The sequence below is a fragment of the Kitasatospora sp. NBC_01300 genome, from assembly GCF_041435235.1.
Lineage (GTDB): Bacteria > Actinomycetota > Actinomycetes > Streptomycetales > Streptomycetaceae > Kitasatospora.
In genome coordinates, this window is the sequence record NZ_CP108408.1 from 2,107,779 (window position 1) to 2,129,855 (window position 22,077).

Below are 22,077 nucleotides of genomic sequence, written 5' to 3' on the forward strand. Positions count from 1 at the left end.
CCACCCGGATGCTGTGGTGGACCACCACATGGGAGCCGGGCCCCCGGATTTCCTAGCGTTCTCGGCCATGGACACCACTACAGCCCGCCCGATCGACGGCCGGACGGCCCTGGTCACCGGGGCCGCCTCGGGCATCGGCCGGGCCTGCGCCGAGGCCTTCGCCGGGGCCGGCGCCCGGGTCTACGTCGTCGACCTCGCGGCCGGCCCGGCCCGGGAGCTGGCCGAGCGGATCGGCGGCCACGCCGTCGTCGCGGACCTCGCCGACCCGGAGGCCGTGGAGGCCCTGCCGGCCGACGCCGACATCGTGGTCAACAACGCCGGCCTCCAACACGTCGCGCCCGTCCACGAGTTCCCGCCCGACCGCTTCACCCTCATCCAACGCGTCATGGTCGAGGCGCCGTTCCGCATCCTGCGCCGCACTCTCCCGCACATGTACGAGCAGGAGTGGGGCCGGGTGGTCAACATCTCCTCCGTCCACGGACTGCGGGCCAGCCCCTTCAAGTCCGCCTACGTCACCGCCAAGCACGCGCTGGAGGGCCTCAGCAAGACCGTCGCCCTGGAGGGTGCCCCCTACGGCGTCACCAGCAACTGCATCAACCCGGGCTACGTCCGAACTCCCCTGGTGGAGAAGCAGATCGCGAGCCAGGCGCTCGCCCACGGCATCCGCGAGGACGAGGTCGTCGAGCAGATCATGCTCGAACGCACGGCCGTCAAGCGCCTCATCGAGCCCGAGGAGATCGCCCAACTCGCCCTCTGGCTCTGCTCCCCGCCCGCCTCCTACATCACCGGCGCCAGCCTCCCCGTCGACGGCGGCTGGACGGCGCACTGAGCGACGGCACCTGGCCGTCCTCCCCAGGCCGACCCCCGGGACTATGTGGGCGGCCCACATAGTCCCGGGGAACGCGCCTCCCTACCTTGTGGCGACGTCCCCCGGGGCGGCGCCCCCGGGGACGACATTCCCCGGGGGCGCCGCCCCGGGGGCGACATCCTCCCCCCGCCCGGAAGTGGTGACCATGAACGCCTCCGCACCAGCCACGGCAGCCACCCGCTCACTCCCTCGGGTCGTGGCCGCCAGCCTCATCGGGACCACCATCGAGTGGTACGACTACTTCTTGTACGGAACAGCGGCCGCGCTGGTGTTCAACAAGCTGTTCTTCCCGAACACCGATCCGCTGACGGGGACGCTGCTGTCCTTCCTCACCTACGCGATCGGGTTCGCCGCGCGACCGATCGGGGCCCTGGTGTTCGGGCACTTCGGCGACCGGATCGGGCGGAAGAAGCTGCTCGTCGTCAGCCTGCTGCTGATGGGCGGGTCGACCACGCTGATCGGGGTGCTGCCCACCTACAGCTCCATCGGGGCGGCGGCGCCGGTGCTGTTGACGGTGCTGCGCCTGGTGCAGGGCTTCGCGCTCGGCGGGGAGTGGGGCGGGGCGGTGCTGCTGGTGTCGGAGCACGGGGACCAGCGGCGGCGCGGGTTCTGGGCGTCGTGGCCGCAGGGCGGGGCGCCGGCCGGGAACCTGCTGGCGGCGGGGGTGCTGTCGCTGCTGACGGCGGTCCTGTCGGAGGACGCGTTCCTGTCGTGGGGGTGGCGGGTGCCGTTCCTGCTGTCGGCGGTGCTGGTCGGGGTCGGGCTGTGGATCCGGCTGGCGGTGGACGAGTCGCCGCTGTTCAAGCAGGCGCTGGCGGCCCAGCAGCAGCGGAAGACCGCCGAACAGCCGCCGCTGGTGGCGGTGTTGCGCAACCACTGGCGGGAGGTGCTGGTGGCGATGGGCGCACGGATGGCGGAGAACATCTCGTACTACGTGATGACCACGTTCGTCCTGACGTACGCCGTCACCCACGCGCACTTCTCCAAGCAGACCGCGCTGAACGCCGTACTGATCGGCTCGGCGATCCAGTTCGGGCTGATCCCGTTGTTCGGAGCACTGTCCGACCGGGTCGGACGCAAGCCGGTGTACCTGGTGGGCGCCGTCGGGGTGGGCGTCTGGGCGTTCGTCTTCTTCGGACTGGTGGACACCAGGTCGTTCGGACAGCTGCTGGTCGCGGTGACGGTCGGACTGGTCTTCCACAGCGCGATGTACGCACCGCAGGCGGCGTTCTTCTCCGAGCTGTTCGCCACCCGGATGCGCTACTCGGGCGCCTCGATCGGGGCCCAGTTCGCCTCGGTGGCCGCCGGCGCGCCCGCGCCGCTGATCGCGACCGCGCTGCTCAAGGACTACGGCAACGCCACCCCGATCTCCGTGTACGTGGCGATCGCGGCGGCGATCACCGTGCTCGCGGTGCTGTGCGGGCGGGAGACCAGGGGCAGCGACCTGGCGGACGTCGAGACGGCGGTGGAGGCGGAGGCCGCCGCCGTGGCGGCCAAGCCCGCCACCGCCTGACGGCGGAGCCGCTACGATCGCGCTTCCGCCGGACCCGACGCCGATTGGCGGCACGCACCATGAACCACCCTCACGAAAGCGCCGCGCCCGCGCTGCGGCGGCTGCTCGACCTGCTCGCCTCCGGCGCCGCCACCGAGGACTTCGCCGACGTGCTGGCCGACGCCCGCCGCCGCGGGGCGCCGGCCGCCGTCCTCGCCGAGATCGACGACGCCACCTGGCAGGCCCTGCGGGTGCACCGCACGCTGCGTCAGCACCGGCGCCGGGAGGCGGAGTTGACCGCGCTGTTCGACACCGCCGGGGACCTCGCCGCCTCCCGGGAGCTGGACACCGTCCTCCAGGCGATCGTCCGCCGCGCCCGGATGCTGCTCGGCACCGACACCGCGTACCTGACCCTGCCGGACGAGGCCGCGGGCGACACCTACATGCGGGTCACCGACGGCTCGGTCTCCGTCCTGTTCCAGACCCTGCGGCTCAGCCTCGGGCACGGCCTGGGCGGCCTGGTCGCGCAGACCGCCCGCCCGTACGCCACCCCCGACTACCGCACCGACGAACGGTTCCACCACACCGGCACGATCGACGCGGGCGTGCTCGACGAGGGCCTGGTGGCGATCATCGGGGTGCCGCTGCTGCTCGGCGGCGAGGTCATCGGGGTGCTGTTCGCCGCCGACCGCTCGCCCCGCGCCTTCTCCCCCGACGAGGTGGCGCTGCTGTGCACACTGGCCGCGCACGCCGCGATCGCCCTGGACACTGCCAAGTCGCTGGCCGACACCCGGGCCGCGCTCGCCGAACTGAACAGCGCCAACGAACTGGTCCGCGCCCACTCGGCCGCCGTCCAGCGCGCCGAGCAGGCCCACGACCGGCTCACCGACCTGGTGCTGCGCGGCGCCGAGGTCCCGGACGTCGCCGCCGCCGTCGCGGCCCTGCTGGGCGGCGAGATAGCGGTCCTCGACGCCGAGGGCGAGCCGCTGGCCGGGCGGTCCGCACCCGCCGGCGAACTGGCGGAGGCGGTCGCCGCGTCCCGGGCCGAGGGGCGGTCCGTCCGGCACGGCGAGCTGTGGGTGTGCGCGGTGCTGGCCGGGCACGACGCCCTCGGCACCCTGGTGCTGCGCGGACGCCCCGGCCTCGACGACGCGGACCGGCGGCTGTTCGAGCGGGCCAGCGTGGTCACCGCGCTGCTCCTGCTGCTGCGCCGTTCGGTGGCCGAGACCGAGAACAGGGTCCGCGGCGAGCTGCTCACCGACCTGCTGACCGCCCCCGACCGCGATCCGGCCGGGCTCACCGCGCGCGGCCGCCGGCTCGGCGTCGACCTCGCCCGCCCGCACCTGGTCCTGGTCGCCGAACCGGCCGAACCCGCCGGGCCCCCCGTCCCCGACCGCGGCCGACTGGCCGGCGCCGCCCGCCGGTACCTGTTCGGCTCCCGGGGCGTCAGCGCCGAGCACGGCGAGGCGGTCGTGCTGCTGGTCCCGGAGGCCGGCGACCCGGAGGAGGCCGCGCGGCAGGCCGCCGAGCGGCTGGCCCGGCTGGCCGGGTTCCCGGTCACCGTGGGCGCCGGCCGCCCGGCCGCCGGCCCGCCCGCGCTGGCCGCCTCGTACGCCGAGGGGCTGCGCTGCGTCCGGGCGCTGCGGGTGCTCGGCCGCGCCGGGGAGGGCGCCTCGGCCCGCGCGCTGGGCTTCCTCGGGGTGCTGCTCGGCGACGGGCACGACGTGGACGGCTTCGTCGGCTCGGCGCTCGGCCCGCTGCTCGCCTACGACGCCCGGCGCGGCACCGAACTGGTCCGCACCCTGCGCGCCTACTTCGACTGCGGCGGCAGCCTCACCCGCGCCAAGGACGAACTGCACGTCCACGTGAACACCGTCGTCCAGCGGCTGGACCGGGTCGAGGCGCTGCTCGGCCCGGACTGGAACCACCCCGAGCGCTCGCTCGAACTCCAGCTGGCGCTGCGGCTGCAGCTGCTCGCGGGGGGCTGAGCGGTCCTTGCGGGGGCCGAGCAGTCCTCGCAGGGGCTGAACGGTCCTCGCGGGGGAGCTGAGCAGCCCTTGCGGGGGGCCGAACAGTCCTCGCGGGCGCGGCCCGTGCGGCCGCCTGAACGGCCCGTACGGGCGGCTGAACCGTCCGTACGGGCGTGGGCGTACAGTGGCGAGGTTGGTCTCGAACGCCTGGCAAGGAGCGGCAGCGGTGAGCGAGAACGTACGTTTCGTTCGAATGGGGACAGGCGAGGGCGCCATCGCCTACCAGGAGGCCTGGGAGGAGCAGCAGCGCCTGCACGCGCTGCGGGTCGCGGACGAGATCCCCGACACCGTGCTGCTGCTGGAGCACCAGCCCGTCTACACGATGGGCAAGCGCACCAACCCCGCCGACCTGCCGCTGGACGGCACCCCGGTGGTCGAGGTCAACCGGGGCGGGGAGATCACCTGGCACGGCCCCGGCCAGCTGGTCGGCTACCCCATCGTCAAGCTGCCCGACCCGATCGACGTGGTCGCCTACGTCCGCCGGCTGGAGGAGGCGCTGATCCGCGCCTGCGCCGGGTTCGGCGTCGGAACCACCCGGGTCGAGGGCCGCAGCGGCGTCTGGGTGCTGGGCGACTCCATCCCGGACGCCGTGGTGGACCCGGCGCAGGTGGTGGACATCGGCAAGCTGACCCTGCGGATGGGCCTGCCGCTGGGCATCGACCCGCGGCTGGCCGGCCCCGAGTACGCGCCGTCCAACGCCGGCCAGCGCGGCGACGACCGCAAGCTCGCCGCGATCGGCGTCCGAGTCGCCCGCGGGGTCACCATGCACGGCTTCGCGCTCAACTGCGACCCCGACATGACCTGGTTCGACCGGATCGTGCCGTGCGGCATCCGGGACGCCGGTGTCGCCTCGCTCGCCGGCGAGCTGGGGCGCGACTTCACCGTCGGCGAGGCGCTGCCGATGGTCGAGCGGCACCTGGCGGACGTGTTCGCGGAGCTGCCCGAACCCGCGCTCACCCGCTGACCCGGGCCCGGGTCCTCGCCCGGGTCCGCCCGCAGGCCCGTGCTCGGGTCCTGCTCCGGAATCTTCCCCGTGTCCTGTTCCGGGTTCTCCCCCGGGAATCTACCGGCCAGTAGCTCTGTTGCCCTGCGATTGCAGGGCAACAGGCCGCGCAAAGGCCTTACAACCACAGGCGTACCCTGGGGGTACCCCGTCTAGTTCTAGGAGTCGCACGTGTCCGCTGTCGCGCCCGACGGCAGGAAGCTGCTCCGCCTGGAGGTCCGCAACAGCGAGACCCCCATCGAGCGGAAGCCCGAGTGGATCAAGACCCGCGCGAAGATGGGGCCGGAGTACAACGCCCTCCAGTCGCTGGTGAAGAAGGAGGGGCTGCACACCGTCTGCCAGGAGGCCGGCTGCCCCAACATCTTCGAGTGCTGGGAGGACCGCGAGGCGACCTTCCTCATCGGCGGTGACCAGTGCACCCGCCGTTGCGACTTCTGCCAGATCGACACCGGCAAGCCCGCCGATTTCGACCGCGACGAGCCGCGCCGGGTCGCCGAGTCCATCGTCACGATGGACCTCAACTACGCCACCATCACCGGCGTCGCCCGCGACGACCTGCCGGACGGCGGCGCCTGGCTGTACGCCGAGACCGTGCGCCAGGTGCACGCGCTGACCGCCGACCGCGAGAGCGGCCGTACCGGCGTCGAGCTGCTGATCCCCGACTTCAACGCGGTGCCCGAGCAGCTGGCCGAGGTCTTCTCCTCCCGCCCCGAGGTGCTCGCGCACAACGTCGAGACGGTGCCGCGGATCTTCAAGCGGATCCGCCCGGCCTTCCGCTACGAGCGCTCGCTCGACGTCATCACCCAGGCCCGCGCGGCCGGGCTGGTGACCAAGTCCAACCTGATCCTCGGCATGGGCGAGACCCGCGAGGAGGTCAGCCAGGCGCTGGCCGACCTCGTCGGCGCCGGCTGCGAGCTGATCACCATCACCCAGTACCTGCGCCCCTCGCTGCGCCACCACCCGGTGGAGCGCTGGGTCAAGCCGCACGAGTTCGTCGAGCTCCAGCAGGAGGCCGAGGAGCTGGGCTTCGCCGGGGTCATGTCGGGCCCGCTGGTGCGCTCCTCCTACCGGGCCGGGCGACTGTACCGGCAGGCGCTGGAGCGGCGCGCGCAGGCCGCGGTCTGATCCGGTCGGATCTACTGGGCTGGTCCGGTCGGTTGGGCCGGTCGGGTCGGCTGGTCCGGTGGGGCCGGTCGGGTCGGTTGGGCTGGTTGAGCCGGCAGATCCTGCTGATCCGGTGCTTTTGAGCCATCCGGTGCGCAAGCGAAGGGCGGGGCCTCGGCTCCGCCCTTTCGGTTTCACCGCACTTTGACTGCCTGGTCACCGCCTGGTAACACGGGATGGTGACGATGGACTCGTTGCGATCGTTCGATTCTTCTCAGCCACGAGGGGAGCTGTTCGGCATGCGGATGCGCATCCGGTCGGTGGGGGTCGCGCTGCGGCTCGCCGAGAGCGTCCTGCTGGCGAGTGGCCAGCAGCAGGCCCGGCGCAACGCCTGGGCGGCGGTCTGCGAGAACCGCCAGTACGCGGCGGACCGCCGCCACGACGCCCGGGCGGCGACGTCACCGCCACGACGGTGACGCTCCCGACGCGACCGCGCCGGGGGCCGTCCACCGTGGCCGACGGTCGCTGTGTGCGACGGCACAGGGCACACGAGTCACGGATCGAGGCGAACGGGTACCCGGGCTTGGATATCCCGTACCCGTGCCACGTACCATGAGCGTTATGGCGAGGGAAACATCCGAGAACCCCGGGCGACTGAAGCAGATCCGCCTGGCTTACACCATGACCAAGAAGGTCGACACCAAGATCGGCCTGATCATCGCCGGCGTCGGCCTGCTGACCTTCGGCGTGTTCCTCGCCATCGGCTTCGCAATCGACCACCCGATCTACCTGGGCATCCTGGGCTTCATCGTGGCCTTCCTGGCCATGGCGATCGTCTTCGGGCGCCGGGCCGAACGCGCGGCGTTCGGACAGATGGAGGGGCAGCCGGGCGCCGTTGCGGCGGTGCTGAACAACATCCGACGCGGCTGGAGCTCCAACTCCACCCCGGTCGCGGTCACCCGCAACCAGGACGCGGTCTACCGTGCGGTGGGCCGGGCCGGAATCGCGCTGATCGGCGAAGGCAACCCGAACCGGGTGCGCCAGCTGCTGGCCTCCGAGAAGAAGAAGATGGCCCGGGTCGTCGGCGACGTGCCGGTGCACGACATCGTGGTGGGTACCGGCGAGGGCGAGATCCCGCTCAAGAAGCTGCAGATCCACCTGATGCGACTGCCCCGCGCCATCACCGCCTCCCAGGTCACCGAGACCAACGACCGTCTGCGCGCCCTGGGCGACCTGCTCTCCAAGGCGCCGATCCCCAAGGGCCCGATGCCCAAGGGTGCCCGGATGCCCAAGGGCGGCCAGGCCCGCTGACGCTCCCCCGACCACAACACTGAACGGCCCCGCCGCGGAGATCCCGCGGCGGGGCCGTTCAGTGTTGTGCGGCAAGGTCGTCCGGCCCTGGGGCCGGACTGGATCCGGCCTGGGTCCGGCCTGGGTCCGGCCTGGGTCCGGGCCTCGACAGATCCGGACCGGATCCCGACTAGATCCGGACCTCGACGGTGCCGACCGCCTTGTCGTGCAGACCGCGGGTGTCGCGGTCCCAGACCAGCGGCGGTACCACCAGGCAGAGCAGCAGGGTGCGCAGCAGCACCTGCGGGATGGTCGCGCGGCCGCCGTCCAGGCGGATCACCCGGAGGCCGAACAGCCGCTTGCCGACGGTCGTCCCGGTGGTGGCGAGCAGCACCGCCGCGACCAGGAAGTAGAGCGGGCTGGTCCACAGGTTCGCCTCGGCCGGGCTGCCCTTGCCGATCAGCCCGTAGGCGATCAGCGCGACCAGCCAGCCGTCCACGAACAGGGCGCCGATCCGGCGGCCGGGGCCCGCGATCGAGCCGGGGCCCTCCTTGGGGAGGCCGAGGCGCTCGCCGCGGAAGCCGAAGTCGGCTCCCATCTTCTCGGCGGCCGCCTTCGGGCCGTCGATCCACGATCCCAACGCTTCTCTGGTGTCCACGAATCCACACTAACCGGGCGACCCGTCCGCACCGCCACCGGCTCCCCCGAACGCCACGGGCGGGTGAATCGTGCCGCCGGAGCTTTCCAAGTGGTCCAGACCACTTGGAAAGAGCCGAGCCTGACGGCGGTGCGTTTTGCCCCGTCCCGTACAGCTTTGCCACCCGATCGGCGGGCGTGGTTAACATTTATGAAACGACCGGGTCACCGGCCGGAAACGGCCCGTTCCTAGGGTGAGCCCCATTCGCACGCCGAGGAGGATGGATGTTCAACAACGCCGCCGAAGTGAAGCAGTTCATTCAGGACAACGACGTGAAGTTCGTCGATGTCCGCTTCTGCGACCTGCCTGGCGTCATGCAGCACTTCTCCGTACCTGCGGCGACCTTCGACCCGTCCGAGATCCTGATGTTCGACGGCTCGTCGATCCGCGGCTTCCAGGCCATCCACGAGTCCGACATGGCCCTGGTCCCGGACCTCGCCACGGCTCGGCTCGACCCCTTCCGGGTCGAGAAGCACCTCAACATCAACTTCTTCATCCAGGACCCGGTCACCGGCGAGGCCTACAGCCGCGACCCGCGCAACGTCGCCAAGAAGGCCGAGGCCTACCTCGCCTCCTCCGGCATCGCCGACACCGCGTTCTTCGGGCCCGAGGCCGAGTTCTACGTCTTCGACTCGGTCCGCTTCGAGACCAGCGCCAACGCGTCCTTCTACCACATCGACTCGGAGGCCGGCGCCTGGAACTCCGGCGCCGCCGAGGGCGACGTCCGCGGCTACAAGGTCAAGTACAAGGGCGGCTACTTCCCCACCCCGCCGGTGGACCACTTCGCCGACCTGCGGGCCGAGATGTCGCTCGAACTGGCCAAGTCCGGCCTAGAGGTCGAGCGCCAGCACCACGAGGTCGGCACGGCCGGCCAGGCCGAGATCAACTACAAGTTCAACACCCTGCTGCACGCCGCCGACGACCTGATGCTGTTCAAGTACATCATCAAGAACGTCGCCTGGCGCAACGGCAAGACGGCCACCTTCATGCCCAAGCCGATCTTCGGCGACAACGGCTCGGGCATGCACGTCCACCAGTCGCTGTGGACCGAGGGCTCGCCGCTCTTCTACGACGAGCAGGGCTACGCCGGCCTCTCCGACACCGCCCGCTACTACATCGGCGGCCTGCTCCGGCACGCCCCCTCGCTGCTGGCCTTCACCAACCCGTCGGTGAACTCCTACCACCGCCTGGTCCCGGGCTTCGAGGCGCCGGTCAACCTCGTCTACTCCCAGCGCAACCGCTCGGCCGCGATCCGCATCCCGATCACCGGCTCCAACGCCAAGGCCAAGCGCATCGAGTTCCGCGCGCCCGACCCCTCCTCCAACCCGTACCTGGCCTTCTCCGCCATGCTGATGGCCGGCCTCGACGGCATCCGCAACAAGATCGAGCCGCTGGAGCCCGTCGACAAGGACCTCTACGAGCTGGCCCCCGAGGAGCACGCCAACGTCCCGCAGGTGCCCGCCTCCCTCCCGGCCGTCCTCGACGCCCTGGAGGCCGACCACGAGTACCTGCTCGCCGGCAACGTCTTCACCCCGGACCTGATCGAGACCTGGATCGACTTCAAGCGCACCAACGAGATCGCCCCCATCGCCCTCCGCCCCCACCCGCACGAGTTCGAGCTGTACTACGACCTCTAAATCGCGGTTGCCGGTGCGGGCACGAAGCCTGTTCAGGGCCCCGTCGCGCTCTTCTCGAGCGCGGCGGGGCCCTCTCGGCGGGTGGGGCCGATCGGGTGGAAGTGTGGGGTTGTGCGTTGCGTCGGGGGAGGGACGGTCGGACGGTCGGATGAACTTCCGAGATGCGCATTCACTTCCGGACCGGGCGGATCGCCTCGGTGCTGGCCCTGCTGGCCGGTTCGCTGCTCGGCAGCAGCGTGCTGGCGCCGCCGGCCCAGGCCGCGATCTCTTTCACCAAATCCGTCGACAAGGCGACCGCCTCCCCGGGGGAGAACGTCACCTACACCCTCCGGTACACCTGTTCCATCACCGAGTGCACCGACGGGCGGATCACCGACACCCTGCCGTCGAACATGCAGTTCGTCGGCTGGACGCCCGACCCCTCCTCGGTGGACCAGGCCGCCTCCACGGTGCCCGCGGCGGGCGCGATGGGCGGCACCATGGACATCAGGCTCAAGGACCTCAGCCCGGGCACCACCGCCACCATCACGGTGACGATGAAGTACCCGAACTTCACCACCCCCGACGGGGCGGCCTCCACCAACTCGGCCACCATGACGGCCACCGGTGAGCCCAGCCAGACCGCCACCGCCGACACCAAGGCCCAGGTGCAGCCGCAGTACACGGTGACCAAGGGCATCCAGACCTCCAGCAGCGACGGGCGCACCGTCACCTACCAGTTCAGCGCCTGCGCCACCGACCTGGTGCCCAACGTCGACCTGGACACCAGCCGGCTGCTGGACACCCTGCCGCCCGGCGCCGTGGTGGACACCGGCCGCTCGCCCGGCTGGAGCCAGGTCGCGCCCGGCCCCAACACCTGGGGCTACGACATCGGGGAGTTCCGCTCCGGCAACGGCCGCGGCGGTTGCCAACTGCCGGGTGTGCTGGTCGTCAACTACCCGGAGGCCGACTTCCCGGACGGGACGACCTCCGACAACACCGTGGACCTGTACGGCGACCCGATCGGCCCGGACGCCGAGCGCGAGCTCGACACCGCCAGTACCACCACCGGTCAGTTCCGGCCCCCGGCCACCGGTGTGATGGTGACCGCCAGCAAGGTGTGGCGCGACAGCGTCGTCTCCGGCGACCTCGACTCCTTCAGCCTGTCGGCCACCAACACCTCCGGCCCGGCCACCAGCCTGACCATGACCGACCCCGGCGCCGGCACCACCGACGGCCTGTACAACTGGCTCTTCCCGCAGTCCCTCCAGCTGGAGCCGTGGAACCCGACCAGCATCGGGCTCACCCTGCAGTACCGCCTCGACGGCGACCCGACCTGGCTGACCTTCAGCCCGTCCAGCCCGCTGGACGGGTCCAGCGCCCGCCGGATCACCTTCGTCCAGGGCGCCGGCGACCCGACCCTCGACGAGCTGGGCATCCCGGCCGGCCGCCGGCTCGACGGCCTCAGGTTCACCTGGGACGGCCCCATCCCGACCGGCTGGAGCCCGGGCAACTCGGTGCAGGTGATCACCCAGGTCGTCACCCCCGGCCACGACGGGCGCCCGGCCCCCAGCCCGCTGACCAACTGTCTGGACACCACCGCCGGCGACGGCACCAGCACCTCCGCCGCCAACGCCTGCGCCTCGACCACCGTCACCGCCGCGACCAACCTGGGCGCGGCCAAGACCACCGTCGCCGGCGAGCTCTCCGCACCCGGCGGCATGGCGACCTTCCAGGTGATCCCGTACAACCGCAGCGGCCGCGACCTGACCCGCCCGCTCGTGCTGTACGACGTGCTCCCGGCCGGTGTCGTCTACGTCGAGGGCTCCGCCCGCCCGGACCCGAACTACCCGGACGCCAAGGCCCCCCAGTCGATCACCGTCACCCCCGGCCCGGACGGCCGCCAGATCGTCCGGATGGAATGGCCGCCCGGCGCGCCCGACATGACGTACCTGCACGACGCGCTGGCCTACCGGATGCTCTTCGACGTCCAGGTGGCCAGCAGCATCCGCTCCGGCGAGCTGACCAACGACATCTACGTCACCGTCGACCAGCCGACCGCGCCGGTCTCCTGCATGTTCTCCGGCTCCGACAGCGGCAGCACGCCGGACGTGCTGGACCTCAACGGCAACGGCGACACCTCCGAGCTCATGTGCCACGCCTCCTCCCGGATCCAGGTGGACGTGCCGAGCGTGCTGCGCTCGTACAAGGAGGTCATGGGCGACCTGGACGCCGACTACGTCAGCATCGGCAGCGCCACCCCCGGCGGCCGGATCTCCTACCGGATGACCGTCCGCAACGACTCGCCCGACCCGGTCACCGACTTCATCGCCTACGACAAGCTCCCCACCCCGGGCGACAACTACGTCCTCACCCAGGACGCTCCGCGCGGCAGCGCCTGGACCCCGTCGCTGAGCCAGCCGATCACCACCAGCGACCCGACCGTGGGGATCGAGTACACCACCGACCCCAACCCGTGCGTCGACGCCGCCCTGGTCAACCGGACCGGCTGCAACAGCAGCGCCACCTGGAGCAGCACCTTCCCCGGCCCGGGAACGGCCACCTGGTTCCGGGTCCGCCGCCCCGGCAGCCTGGCCTCCGGCGAGGCCTTCACCCTGACCTGGCCCATGGTCGCCTCGGTGGACGCCCCCGACGGGGAGTACGCCTGGAACAGCTTCGCCTTCACCGCCACCGACGCCAGCGGCCGCCAGCTGCTGCCCGCCGAGCCGGCCAAGGTCGGCGTCGCCGTCAAGCAGACCAAGCCCTCCGACAACGCGCTCGGCGACTTCGTCTGGCAGGACGTGGACGGCTCCGGCATCCAGAAGCCCGGCGACCCGGGCATCGCCGGCGTCACGGTGAAGCTGCTCGACGGCAACGGCCAGCCCGTCCGCGACAAGAACGGCAAGCCGGTCACCACGGTGACCGACCGGAACGGCCACTACCTCTTCGACCACCTGCCCGACGGCAGCTACGCGGTGCAGTTCGACCTGTCCACCCTGCCCGACGGCGCCGTCGTCACCAAGCGGGGCGTCGGCACCGATCCGGCCAAGGACTCGGACGCCGACCCGGCCACCGGCATCACCCAGACCGTCACGCTCAGCGGAGGGCAGCGCGACCTCGACCTCGACATGGGCGTGATCCTGCCGACCACCCCCACCGGGTCGCCGTCCCCGTCGCCGTCCCCGTCCCCGACCTCCTCGCCTTCCCCGACGTCGTCCCCGTCGCCGACGTCCTCGCCGACGCCGTCGACGTCCCCCTCGCCGACCGCGACCCGGTCCGGCAGTACGACCCCGACCGCCGGCCCGACCCACAGCGCGAGTCCGTCGGCGAGCGGCGGGACGCTGCCCAACACCGGCGGCTCGGCGCCCGACGCGCTGATCGCCGCCCTCGGCGCCCTCGCCGTCCTGGGCGGTGTGGCGCTGTGCGCGGTGGTCTACCGGCGGCCCGGACGACACAGCTGACACCGACGACGGACAACTGAACACCGATCGACACCAGTGGCGCCGCCCCCAGCGGCGCCACTGGCGCGTTGTCGGAGGCGGACGGGCAGGCAGGCGGGCGAGCAGACGGGCAGGCGGGCAGGCGGGCAGGCGAGCAGACGAGCAGGCGAGCAGACGAGCAGGCGGGCAGACGAGCAGGCGGGCAGGCGGGCAGGCGGGCAGGCGGGCAGGCGGGCAGGGCTGGAACCGGGGGCTCGGGCTGCGGGAGTTCACCCGGGGAAGGCCTACGGGCGCTCCGGAGTCAGCGCCAGGACGGCGAGGTCGTCGGCGAGCAGGCCGGCGTACTCGTGGACGTCCTGGGCCAGGAAGGAGACCAGCCGGTCGGGCGAGGTGGTGCCGAGGGCGGCCAGGCGGGGGGCCAGCGGGTAGAAGGCACCGGTGGCGTCCCGGGCCTCGCTCACACCGTCGGTGTAGAGCAGGACGGTGTGGCCCGGGGGCAGCGCGACGGCGGTCGGCTTGCCGCGTTCGTCGGGGGGCCCGAGGTGGGCCAGGCCGAGCGGGAGTTCGTCCGCGCAGGACACCGGGGTGATGGTGTGCTCGGTGAGCAGCAGCGGGGTGGTGTGGCCCCGGTTGACGATCTCCACGCAGTCGGAGCCCGGCCGGTACTGCAGCAGGACGGCGGTGACGAACAGCTCGTCGTCGCCCCGGTCGGCGGCGTCGCGCAGGACGGCACGGTCCAGCTGGTCGGCGAGGTCGACCAGGTCGGGGGTGTCGTGCGCGGTCGCCCGGAAGGCGCCGAGCACGTCGGCCACCGTACGGACGGCGCCGAGGCCCTTGCCGCGGACGTCGCCGAGCAGCACCCGGACGCCGAAGCGGGTGTCGCACACCTCGTACAGGTCCCCGCCGACCAGGACCTCGGCCTGGGCCGGGCGGTAGAGGCCGGCCACCCGCAGACCGCCCGCCCGCTCGGGCACCGGGCGCAGCACGGTGCGCTGCAGGGTCTCGGCGACGGTACGGGCGTGCAGCAGGGTGCGGTTCTGCCGGGTCCGCTGCCAGGACAGGGCGGTGCCCATCACCCCGGAGAGCAGCGTGGCGATGTAGACCCAGACGTGGTGCTGCTCGTCGATGTGGCCCGCCCGCACGGCCAGCACCAGTTGCAGCGCCAGGGCGCCGACCGTGGTGGTGGCGGTGAGCACCGGGCCGTAGCTGAACGCCGCCACCACGGGCAGCGCGGTCAGCAGGAAGCCGGCCGCGACGGCGTCCGGGACGACCGCCTCGGCGGCCAGGTCGAGCAGCAGGAGGAGCACCGGCAGCCAGGGCACCCAGCGCGGTGCCCGGGGTTCCACGGCCGCCGGATGCTCCGGGCGGGGTGCTACGGGCACGGTGGGGTCCTCCTGGCCGACCGGTCGGTATGACCGGTTCGTCCCTCCATGCTCTCCTACGGAGGACCCGGCCACGAACGGCCGAACGTCCCGGTTTCCGGGGCCGGCCGGGCCCGGAAGCGGGGCGTCAGGGCCGGTCGGCGGACGGTGACCGACCCGGCCCCGGCCGGCGGACGGGTCGGCGGGCGCGCCGACAACCGGGCCGGGTGGGCGGTCAGCGGCGAGACGGTCATCAGCGGACGATCACCGGCAGGGTCTCGAAGCCGCGCAGGACCAGGCGGTCCCGCCGGGCCGGCACGCCGCCCGGGGCCAGCCGGGGGAAGCGGTCGAGCAGGGCGGGCACCGCGACCTCGGCCTCCAGTCGGGCCAGCTGGGCGCCCAGGCAGTAGTGCGGGCCGCCGCCGAAGCTCAGCGGCTGGCTGTCCCGGCGGGTCGGGTCGAACACCTCCGGGCGGTCGTACCGGGCCGGATCGTGGTTGGCCGCGCCGAGCAGCAGGAGCGCCACGTTGCCGACCGGCACGGGCAGCCCGTCGACGGCCAGCCCCTCGGCCAGCGCCACCCGGGAGGTGAGCTGGACCGGGGAGTCGAAGCGCAGCACCTCGTCGGTGAAGCCGGCCGGGGTGATCGCGCCGCTGCGCAGCCCGGCGGCGGCCTCCGGGTGGCGGAACAGCAGGGCCAGGCCGTTGCCGAGCAGGTTGGTGGTGGTCTCGAAGCCGGCCACCAGCAGCAGCACCAGGTTGGCCAGCAGTTCCCGGGCGGGCAGCCGCTCAGGGTCGTCGACGGCGATCCGGGCCAGGTCGGTGACCAGGTCGTCCTGCGGGCGGGCGAGGCGCTCGGCGGCCAGCTCGGTGAAGTAGCCGGCCAGTTCGTCGGCGGCCTCGTCCGCCTCGGTGAGCTCGGAGCGGTCGTCGATGAACTCCAGGGCGACGGTGAGGTCGGAGGCGAGGTCGCGGAAGCGGTAGCGGTCCCGCTCGGGGACGCCGAGCAGTTCGCAGATCACCCCGACCGGCAGCCGGAAGGCGAAGGCGTCCATGAAGTCCACCGGCGAGCCGTCGGCGCCCTGCTCGGCCATCCCGTCCAGCAGCCCGGCGACCGCCTCCTCCACCGCCGGGCGCAGCGCGGCCACCCGGCGGGCGGTGAAGACCGAGGCGATCAGCGAGCGGACCCGGGGGTGGTCGGGCGCGTTGCGCTGCAGGATCGAGCGGCCGAACAGCGCCAGCGACGGGTGCTCGGCGAACTCCGGGGTCAGCTCCGCCATCATGTCGGCGGTCGCGACGGCGAAGGCGGGGGTGCGCAGCACCTTGTCGGCCGCGGCGTGGCCGGCCACCAGGAAGGTGTCCGGCCCGGCGGGCACCGCCGCGCCCAGCGCGTGTGCCCGCGCGTACAGCGGGTACGGGTCGGCCCGGCCCTCGCTGGTCAGCAGTTCCTCGATGATCGCCGCGCCGTCCATCCGGTGCTCCCCTCCCAGAGGCCACGTTCCTGCTGCGTGAACCACCGGAGGGTGCAGCGGAGTTCCCGTCCGGCGGGGGCGCCGGGCCGGACCGGGGGCTCGACCGGCGGAGGCCCGGGTGCGCGTCCGGCGGGGGCGCCGGGCCGGGCGGGTTGGCGCCCGGCCGTCGGGCGGCTCGGTAGGGTTGCCGGTATGGAGATCTGGATCAACCCGCGCTGCGGCAAGTGTCGGTCGGCGCTCGGCGAGCTGGAGGCCGTCGGGGCCGAGTACACCGTGCGGCGCTACCTGGAGGATCCGCCGACCGCGGCCGAGCTGGAGCAGGTGCTGGAGCGGCTGGGCCTGGAGCCGTGGGACATCACCCGCATCGACGAGCAGGTCGCCAAGGACCTGGGGATGCGGAAGTGGTCCCGGGAGCCGGCGGACCGGGACCGCTGGATCGCGGCGATGGCGGAGCACCCGATCCTGATCCAGCGCCCGATCATCACCGCGGACGACGGCCACGCCGTCGTGGCCCGCACCCCCGAGGCGGTCAAGTCCGTCCTGCCGTAGGAGCGGCGCGTCCGGAGCCTCCGAGGTGTCCGGAGCCTCCGAGGCGTCCGGGGCGTCCGGGGCCGGTCAGTGCAGCTGGATCCGCTGCACCGGCCGGCCCGGGTGCCAGTTGAGGACCCACAGGTGGCCCTCCCCCACGGCGGTGTGCACCACCTGCTCCAGGTCCAGCCGGAAGGCGTGGAAGGCGGTCGGCGGCGGCTCGGGCAGATCGGCCGCGTAGGCGGAAAGTTCGGCCTCGTCGGTGATCTCGACCGCGCGGCCGGAGACCTTGGAGTCCCCGCCGGCCATCGTCTCGTCCCCCGGATGGGCGTGCAGCGCGAAGCGGCCGTCCCGTTGGAGGTCGCGCGCCTTGGCCGAGCCGTACATCGACCCGAGCATCAGGTCGGCGCCGACGAAGTCGACCTCCGTACCGCTCACCCGGGGCGACCCGTCCTTGCGCAGCGTCGCCAGGACGTGGTGCTTCTCGGCTTCGAACCGGGCCCGCACGAGGGGCGCCAGCTCGGGTGCCTGCTGCTCGAAATCCTGCCAGGTGGCCATGGCGCCAGTCTGGCACCGGGCACCGACAACCGCCGGGTGTCAGGGGCCGGTGCCAGACTGGCGGAGTGACCACCACGACCACGTACATCGCGTTCCTGCGGGCGATCAACGTCGGCGGCCGGACGGTGCGGATGGAGCGGCTGCGGGCGCTCTTCGCCGAGTTGGGGCTCGGGGGCGTGCGCTCCTACATCCAGAGCGGCAACGTCTTCTTCACCACCGACGAGCCGGACCGCGCCGCCCTCACCCGGCGCATCGAGGAGCACCTGGAACGGTCCCTCGGCTACCCGGTGCCCACGCTGCTGCGGACGGTCGACGAGGTGGCCGCGCTGCTGGCCGCCGAGCCGTTCAAGAGCGTCGAGGTGACGCCCGACGTCCGGCTGGTGGTGGCCTTCCTCTCCGAGCCGCTGCCCGCCGACCTCGCCCTCCCCCGCCTCTCGCCGAAGGGCGACCACGAGGTGGTCGGCGCCGACCCGGGCGCCGCGTACGTGGTGGTCCACCTGCGGGACGGCAAGTGGGTCACCGGGGAACTGTTCGGCAAGGCCTACCGGGGTGCGGTCACCTCCCGGTTCCTGCACACCACCGAGAAGATCCTGGCGGCCGCCCGGAAGGGCTGACCTCCTGACATCCGCGCACCGGCCACCCCGGCACCAGGCAACCCGGCCACCCGGCCACCCGGAACCGCGGTGGCGCACCGGGCGTCTGGAGTGCAGTGACGTACTCACCGCGCGCCGGCACCCGGCGTGATCTGGACAGTCCGAGCCGGCCGAGCCGACAATCGGGCCATGACGTCTCCTGAGTTCCGCACCGGCGCCGTCCGGCCCTCCGGCGCGGTCCGCCCCTCGGACGCCGAACGGGACCAGGCGCTCGGGGTGCTCAAGGACGGAGCGGGCAGCGGACGGCTGTCGCACGACACCTTCCTCGGCCGGATGGAGATCGTCCTGCACGCCACCAGCCGGGGCGAGTTGGACGAGGCGATGACCGGGCTGCCGACCGGGAGCCCGGTCGAGCGCTTCCTGCTGCGGACGGTCGGCCGGGTCTCCGCGTTCGGGGACCGGCTGCGCCGGGCCTGGCGCACCGAACGGCTGCCCGGGCTGAGCCTGCCGGAGACCGGGGCCGGGCAGTTGACGATCGGTCGGTTCCCCGGCTCGGGGCTGCGGCTGCACGACGCCTCGGTGTCCCGACGGCACGCCGAACTGCGGCGCGAGGGCGGCGGCTGGGTGCTGTACGACCTGGGCTCGACCAACGGCACGCATGTGAACGGGCGCCGGATCGCGGGCGGGGTGCGGGTCCGGCCGGGCGACCAGGTCCGGTTCGGGAACCTGGAGTTCCGGCTCGCCTCGGACTGAGTCGCACCCCCGGCCGGTCGGTACGGACCCGAGCGGGCACCGGGGAGGCGTCGGGTGGGCGTCCATGCGTGCGGACGGTGAACGTGCGGGCGTGCGGGCGTGCGGGCGGTGAACGTCAGCCGCGGGTGACGTGCAGTTCGGCGTAGCGGTCGCCCTTGTCCGCCTTGCGCAGGGTGACCTTCGCCGTGCCGACGGCGGCCTCGGCGCCCTTGCCGACGGTCTTCCGTTCGTCCCCGACCACGACCTCGACCGTGCTGTCGGTGATGTGGCTGACGGTCATCTTCACGGTGCGGTCGCCGCCGAAGACCTGGAGGGTCTTGGAGGCCTCGGCGTCATCGGTGCGCACGACGACGTCGCAGCTGTCGTCGTCGAGGCAGAGCGCGACACCGCCGTCGCAGGCGGTCAGTCCGGCGCCGAGGGTGAGGACGGCGCCGGCGGCGAGGAGCGCCGGGCGGCGGACGGCGGGCCCGAAACGGCGCCGGGCAGGGGTTCGGTGGGAGTTCGGGGTGCTCGCTGTGGTCATGGCGTCGACGGTAGGCGCCCGCACGCGCCCCGCCATCGGCCGTCGGCGGTACGCACCCCCTGGCCGGCCCCGGAGCGCCCGAACGATCGCGACCCCGAGGGCGATGGGTCGAATCCCCTAGGGGACGAGGGGAGTTGGAACTGCTGGATCGGATTCCGGAAAGGCTCGGCATATGCCTCAGAGGTATGCCACGCGCGTAGATCGACGGGCCGCGAAAAGGACCGGCGGTCAGTCGGCGACACCGCCCAGGTCGCTGCCCCGCGCACCGGCCGGACCCCACAGCGGCGCCATGCAGCGCTGGTAGGTGGCCTGCCAGTGCGGCCAGTTGCGGGCCACGTCGTCGTCGCACTCGGCCAACAGCCGCTCCACCAGCGCCGGTTCCACACCCTCCAGCAGCCAGGCCAGCGCGTCCGCCGTCCCCGGGCCGTCCGCCGAGCGCAGCAGGTCCATCAGCTCGCCCAGGCCGCCGAGCCGGGAGCCCTCCGGGACCACCCGCTCCATCCGGGGCAGCAACTGGCGCTCCTCGATCCGCAGGTGCGTCTCCAGCCGGGCTGCCAGGTCCTCCATCGCGTACGCCACCGGCCAGGCGCTGCCGGTGTCCCGGCTGGCGATCCGCACCAGCGTGGTGACCCGGGTGAACGAGTGGTCGAGGTTGTGGTGGTCCGCCTCCAGCCAGTTGAGCAGCAGCCGCAGCTCGGGGGCGAAGCGGCGCACGATCGGCCAGATCCGGCTGTCCTGCTGCTCGTGGTGGCAGGTCAGCATCGCGGTCACGAAGCTCCAGTGCCGCAGCAGCGCCTCGCCGGCGTCGTCCTCGCCGGGCTGGAGCAGCCGCAGGGCGTTGGGCAGCCGGGCGAGGTCCCGGCGCAGCGCGGCGTGCACCAGCCGCAGTCCGGCGAAGCGGGCCGTCGCCGGCTCCTCGCCGACGGCCCGCACGGGCACGGCCGCGCCCCGGGTGTCGACCCCGGACCCCGCTTGCTCGGGCACGGAGGGGGACGGCTGGGGCAGTAGATGGATCGGCATGGCACTCTCTTCACGACGTCGTGGGGCGGGCGGGGCCAGCCGGTGGAGCGGCCCCATCCAAGGTGCTCACAGTCGATCAAAAGTGAATCAATGTCCGATTGACGCGCAGGTCACAGGCATATGCGCGGGGGAAGCCGCGCTGCGCGGGTGCCGCCCCGCGATCGCCCGCCCCGGCCTCCGGACGCTGCCGGAACGCCGTGGGCCCGGGGCACCTGGGTGCCCCGGGCCCACGGCCTGCGGGTCGTCGTACGGCGCGTCGTGCGGACGGCCGCGCGGGTCGTCGTGCGGCTGGGATCAGTCGGCCTCCGGGCCCGCCAGGTTCTTGGTGAGCCACTGCAGCGTGTCCGGGATCATCTTCTTGAAGTCCGAGGTCAGGTGCTTGCCACCGGGCTGCTCGTAGTACTCCAGCGACACCGGCGGGGCGGCCTTGGCGACCCAGCCCTTGACCAGCTTGGTCTCGTACGGGTTGGCGCCGCCCGCGGTGACCAGCATCTTCACGTCGGCCTTGCCCTGGGCGACCAGCACGTCGGGGTTGTTGGCCTGCCGCTCGGCGTCGTGGCCCTTCCACAGCCCCGAGTCGGGAACGTAGTAGCCGTCGATCGGGACGGCGGCCTTGTAGACGTCCGGGTGCTGGAGGGCGAGCTTGGCGCTGCAGAAGCCGCCGGTGGAGGCGCCCATCACGCCCCAGCCGTCGCGGCCCTTCACGGTGCGGAAGTTGGCGCGGACGAAGTCCGGGAGGTCCTGGGACATCCAGGTGCCCATCTTGGGCTGGCCCGGGATGTCGGAGCAGTCCAGCGCGTTGTGCTCGTCGCTGTTGAAGTTCTGCACCGGCATGATCATGATGAACGGGTGGGACTTGCCCGCCTTGACCAGCTGCTCGTTCTCCTCCTGGATCGGCAGCTGGTTGTCGGTCCAGGTGTTGTAGCCGTTGCTCTGGCCGCCCGCGAAGAGGGTGAGCACCGGGAAACCGGTCTTGGCGAACTTGGGGTCGTTGTACTCGGGCGGCAGCCAGACCCAGACCTTGCCGGAGACGCCGGACTTCGCGCCGGTCACCGTGGTCACCATGATCGGACCGGCGGACGTGTCCCGGGCCTTGCTCAGGGTGGCGGCCGGACCGGTGGGCATCAGCACCTTCCCGGTGGCGGCCGCGGGCTCCGCGGTGGTGGGCGCGGGCGTACCGCCGCCACCGGCGCTGGGCGAACCCCCCGTGGCGCCGGTACCGGTCGCACCCGGGGTGCCGGCCGCCTTGGCGCTGTCCCCCTTCCCGCCACCGGAACTCCCACAGGCCGCCAGCGAGGCGGCCAGGGCGAGCACGGCGGCGCCGGTCAGGACGGCGCGGGAACGGGACGACTGCCTAAGCACGGTGAGGACTCTCCGACCGATGACACGCCCGGTCCGTCTGACCGGGCTGTGGCCCCCCGGTGGGGCCGGACAGGCCGGGGGCGCGGCGCTGCTGCGGTCCCCGGGGTGGCGGCGCGTCCTCCCTCGCGGTGGCGCGCCTTCCTGCGATCTTATGACGTGGACCGGGGTGGCCCGGTTGCGCGGTGGCCACCGGAAATCCAATGTTTGTTCGCGATCAGGTAAAGGCCTTCACCGCTCCCCCCGGTCGGCGGGGGCCGGACGGCGGGGAGCACGGTCCGAGACCTGTCCGGGGGTGCGAATTTTGGGGCCTTCGACCAGTGACGGCAGCCGCCGCATCCGCAACGATCGGCTCACGCCCCGACCGACCC

At 72.7% G+C, this 22,077-nt stretch carries 19 protein-coding genes; 12 read left to right on the forward strand and 7 right to left on the reverse strand.

Features of this window, described 5'->3' with window-relative positions; translation table 11 throughout:
• The first annotated feature begins 67 nt into the window (after positions 1–67).
• From OG556_RS09420 to OG556_RS09450, 7 genes are all read left to right on the forward strand, one after another.
• Positions 68–829: a 3-hydroxybutyrate dehydrogenase gene (locus OG556_RS09420; RefSeq protein WP_371516725.1), complete on the forward strand. Its 762-nt coding sequence runs from the start codon at positions 68–70 to the stop codon at positions 827–829.
• 184 nt (positions 830–1,013) lie between these two features.
• On the forward strand, positions 1,014–2,381 hold the full coding sequence (locus OG556_RS09425; protein ID WP_371516726.1) for an MFS transporter: 1,368 nt from the start codon (positions 1,014–1,016) through the stop codon (positions 2,379–2,381).
• A gap of 59 nt (positions 2,382–2,440) precedes the next feature.
• Positions 2,441–4,348, forward strand: a complete 1,908-nt coding sequence (locus OG556_RS09430) for a GAF domain-containing protein (protein WP_363622279.1) — start codon at positions 2,441–2,443, stop codon at positions 4,346–4,348.
• A gap of 235 nt (positions 4,349–4,583) precedes the next feature.
• Positions 4,584–5,354, forward strand: a complete 771-nt coding sequence (lipB, locus tag OG556_RS09435; protein WP_371516727.1) for a lipoyl(octanoyl) transferase LipB — start codon at positions 4,584–4,586, stop codon at positions 5,352–5,354.
• Positions 5,355–5,564: 210 nt separating this feature from the next.
• Positions 5,565–6,518, forward strand: a complete 954-nt coding sequence (gene lipA / locus OG556_RS09440; RefSeq protein WP_363372114.1) for a lipoyl synthase — start codon at positions 5,565–5,567, stop codon at positions 6,516–6,518.
• A 278-nt stretch (positions 6,519–6,796) separates the two neighbouring features.
• The gene (locus OG556_RS09445) at positions 6,797–6,973 is read left to right on the forward strand and encodes a hypothetical protein (protein WP_371516728.1); all 177 of its coding nucleotides are present in this window, start codon (positions 6,797–6,799) and stop codon (positions 6,971–6,973) included.
• Positions 6,974–7,118: 145 nt separating this feature from the next.
• Positions 7,119–7,808 carry a DUF4191 domain-containing protein gene (locus tag OG556_RS09450; protein ID WP_063347321.1) on the forward strand — a complete coding sequence of 230 codons (690 nt, stop codon included), beginning with the start codon at positions 7,119–7,121 and terminating at the stop codon, positions 7,806–7,808.
• 169 nt (positions 7,809–7,977) lie between these two features.
• On the opposite strand, the gene OG556_RS09455 is transcribed toward OG556_RS09450, so the two are convergent.
• Entirely contained in the window at positions 7,978–8,445 is a 468-nt protein-coding gene (locus OG556_RS09455; protein WP_350885262.1) for an RDD family protein, read from the reverse strand.
• A 263-nt stretch (positions 8,446–8,708) separates the two neighbouring features.
• On the opposite strand from OG556_RS09455, the gene glnA reads away from it, so the two are divergent.
• Both glnA and OG556_RS09465 read left to right on the forward strand, forming a co-directional pair.
• Entirely contained in the window at positions 8,709–10,121 is a 1,413-nt protein-coding gene (glnA, locus tag OG556_RS09460) for a type I glutamate--ammonia ligase (protein WP_371516729.1), read from the forward strand.
• A 161-nt stretch (positions 10,122–10,282) separates the two neighbouring features.
• Positions 10,283–13,561, forward strand: coding sequence for an SdrD B-like domain-containing protein (locus OG556_RS09465; protein WP_371516730.1), 3,279 nt, complete (start codon positions 10,283–10,285; stop codon positions 13,559–13,561).
• 263 nt (positions 13,562–13,824) lie between these two features.
• Here the strand turns inward: OG556_RS09465 and OG556_RS09470 are convergent, their stop codons facing one another.
• Together OG556_RS09470 and OG556_RS09475 are read right to left on the reverse strand one after the other, a co-directional pair.
• Positions 13,825–14,922, reverse strand: a complete 1,098-nt coding sequence (locus OG556_RS09470; RefSeq protein ID WP_363580909.1) for a PP2C family protein-serine/threonine phosphatase — start codon at positions 14,920–14,922, stop codon at positions 13,825–13,827.
• A gap of 232 nt (positions 14,923–15,154) precedes the next feature.
• Entirely contained in the window at positions 15,155–16,372 is a 1,218-nt protein-coding gene (locus tag OG556_RS09475) for a cytochrome P450 (protein WP_363580908.1), read from the reverse strand.
• A 192-nt stretch (positions 16,373–16,564) separates the two neighbouring features.
• On the opposite strand from OG556_RS09475, the gene OG556_RS09480 reads away from it, so the two are divergent.
• Positions 16,565–16,921, forward strand: a complete 357-nt coding sequence (locus OG556_RS09480) for an arsenate reductase family protein (RefSeq protein WP_363580907.1) — start codon at positions 16,565–16,567, stop codon at positions 16,919–16,921.
• Between the two features lie 66 nt (positions 16,922–16,987).
• Here OG556_RS09480 and OG556_RS09485 read toward each other — a convergent pair whose 3' ends face one another.
• Entirely contained in the window at positions 16,988–17,458 is a 471-nt protein-coding gene (locus OG556_RS09485) for a pyridoxamine 5'-phosphate oxidase family protein (RefSeq protein ID WP_363580906.1), read from the reverse strand.
• A gap of 65 nt (positions 17,459–17,523) precedes the next feature.
• Between OG556_RS09485 and OG556_RS09490 the strand changes: the two genes are divergently transcribed.
• Complete coding sequence (locus tag OG556_RS09490; protein WP_371516731.1) at positions 17,524–18,072, forward strand: DUF1697 domain-containing protein; 549 nt, start codon at positions 17,524–17,526, stop codon at positions 18,070–18,072.
• Positions 18,073–18,240: 168 nt separating this feature from the next.
• Positions 18,241–18,804, forward strand: a complete 564-nt coding sequence (locus tag OG556_RS09495; protein ID WP_063347333.1) for a DUF1707 and FHA domain-containing protein — start codon at positions 18,241–18,243, stop codon at positions 18,802–18,804.
• Positions 18,805–18,919: 115 nt separating this feature from the next.
• On the opposite strand, the gene OG556_RS09500 is transcribed toward OG556_RS09495, so the two are convergent.
• From OG556_RS09500 to OG556_RS09510, 3 genes are all read right to left on the reverse strand, one after another.
• Positions 18,920–19,327, reverse strand: coding sequence for a hypothetical protein (locus OG556_RS09500; protein WP_371516733.1), 408 nt, complete (start codon positions 19,325–19,327; stop codon positions 18,920–18,922).
• A gap of 228 nt (positions 19,328–19,555) precedes the next feature.
• Positions 19,556–20,347: a hemerythrin domain-containing protein gene (locus OG556_RS09505; protein WP_363580900.1), complete on the reverse strand. Its 792-nt coding sequence runs from the start codon at positions 20,345–20,347 to the stop codon at positions 19,556–19,558.
• 294 nt (positions 20,348–20,641) lie between these two features.
• Complete coding sequence (locus OG556_RS09510; RefSeq protein ID WP_371516734.1) at positions 20,642–21,709, reverse strand: alpha/beta hydrolase; 1,068 nt, start codon at positions 21,707–21,709, stop codon at positions 20,642–20,644.
• Between the last annotated feature and the right edge of the window lie 368 nt (positions 21,710–22,077).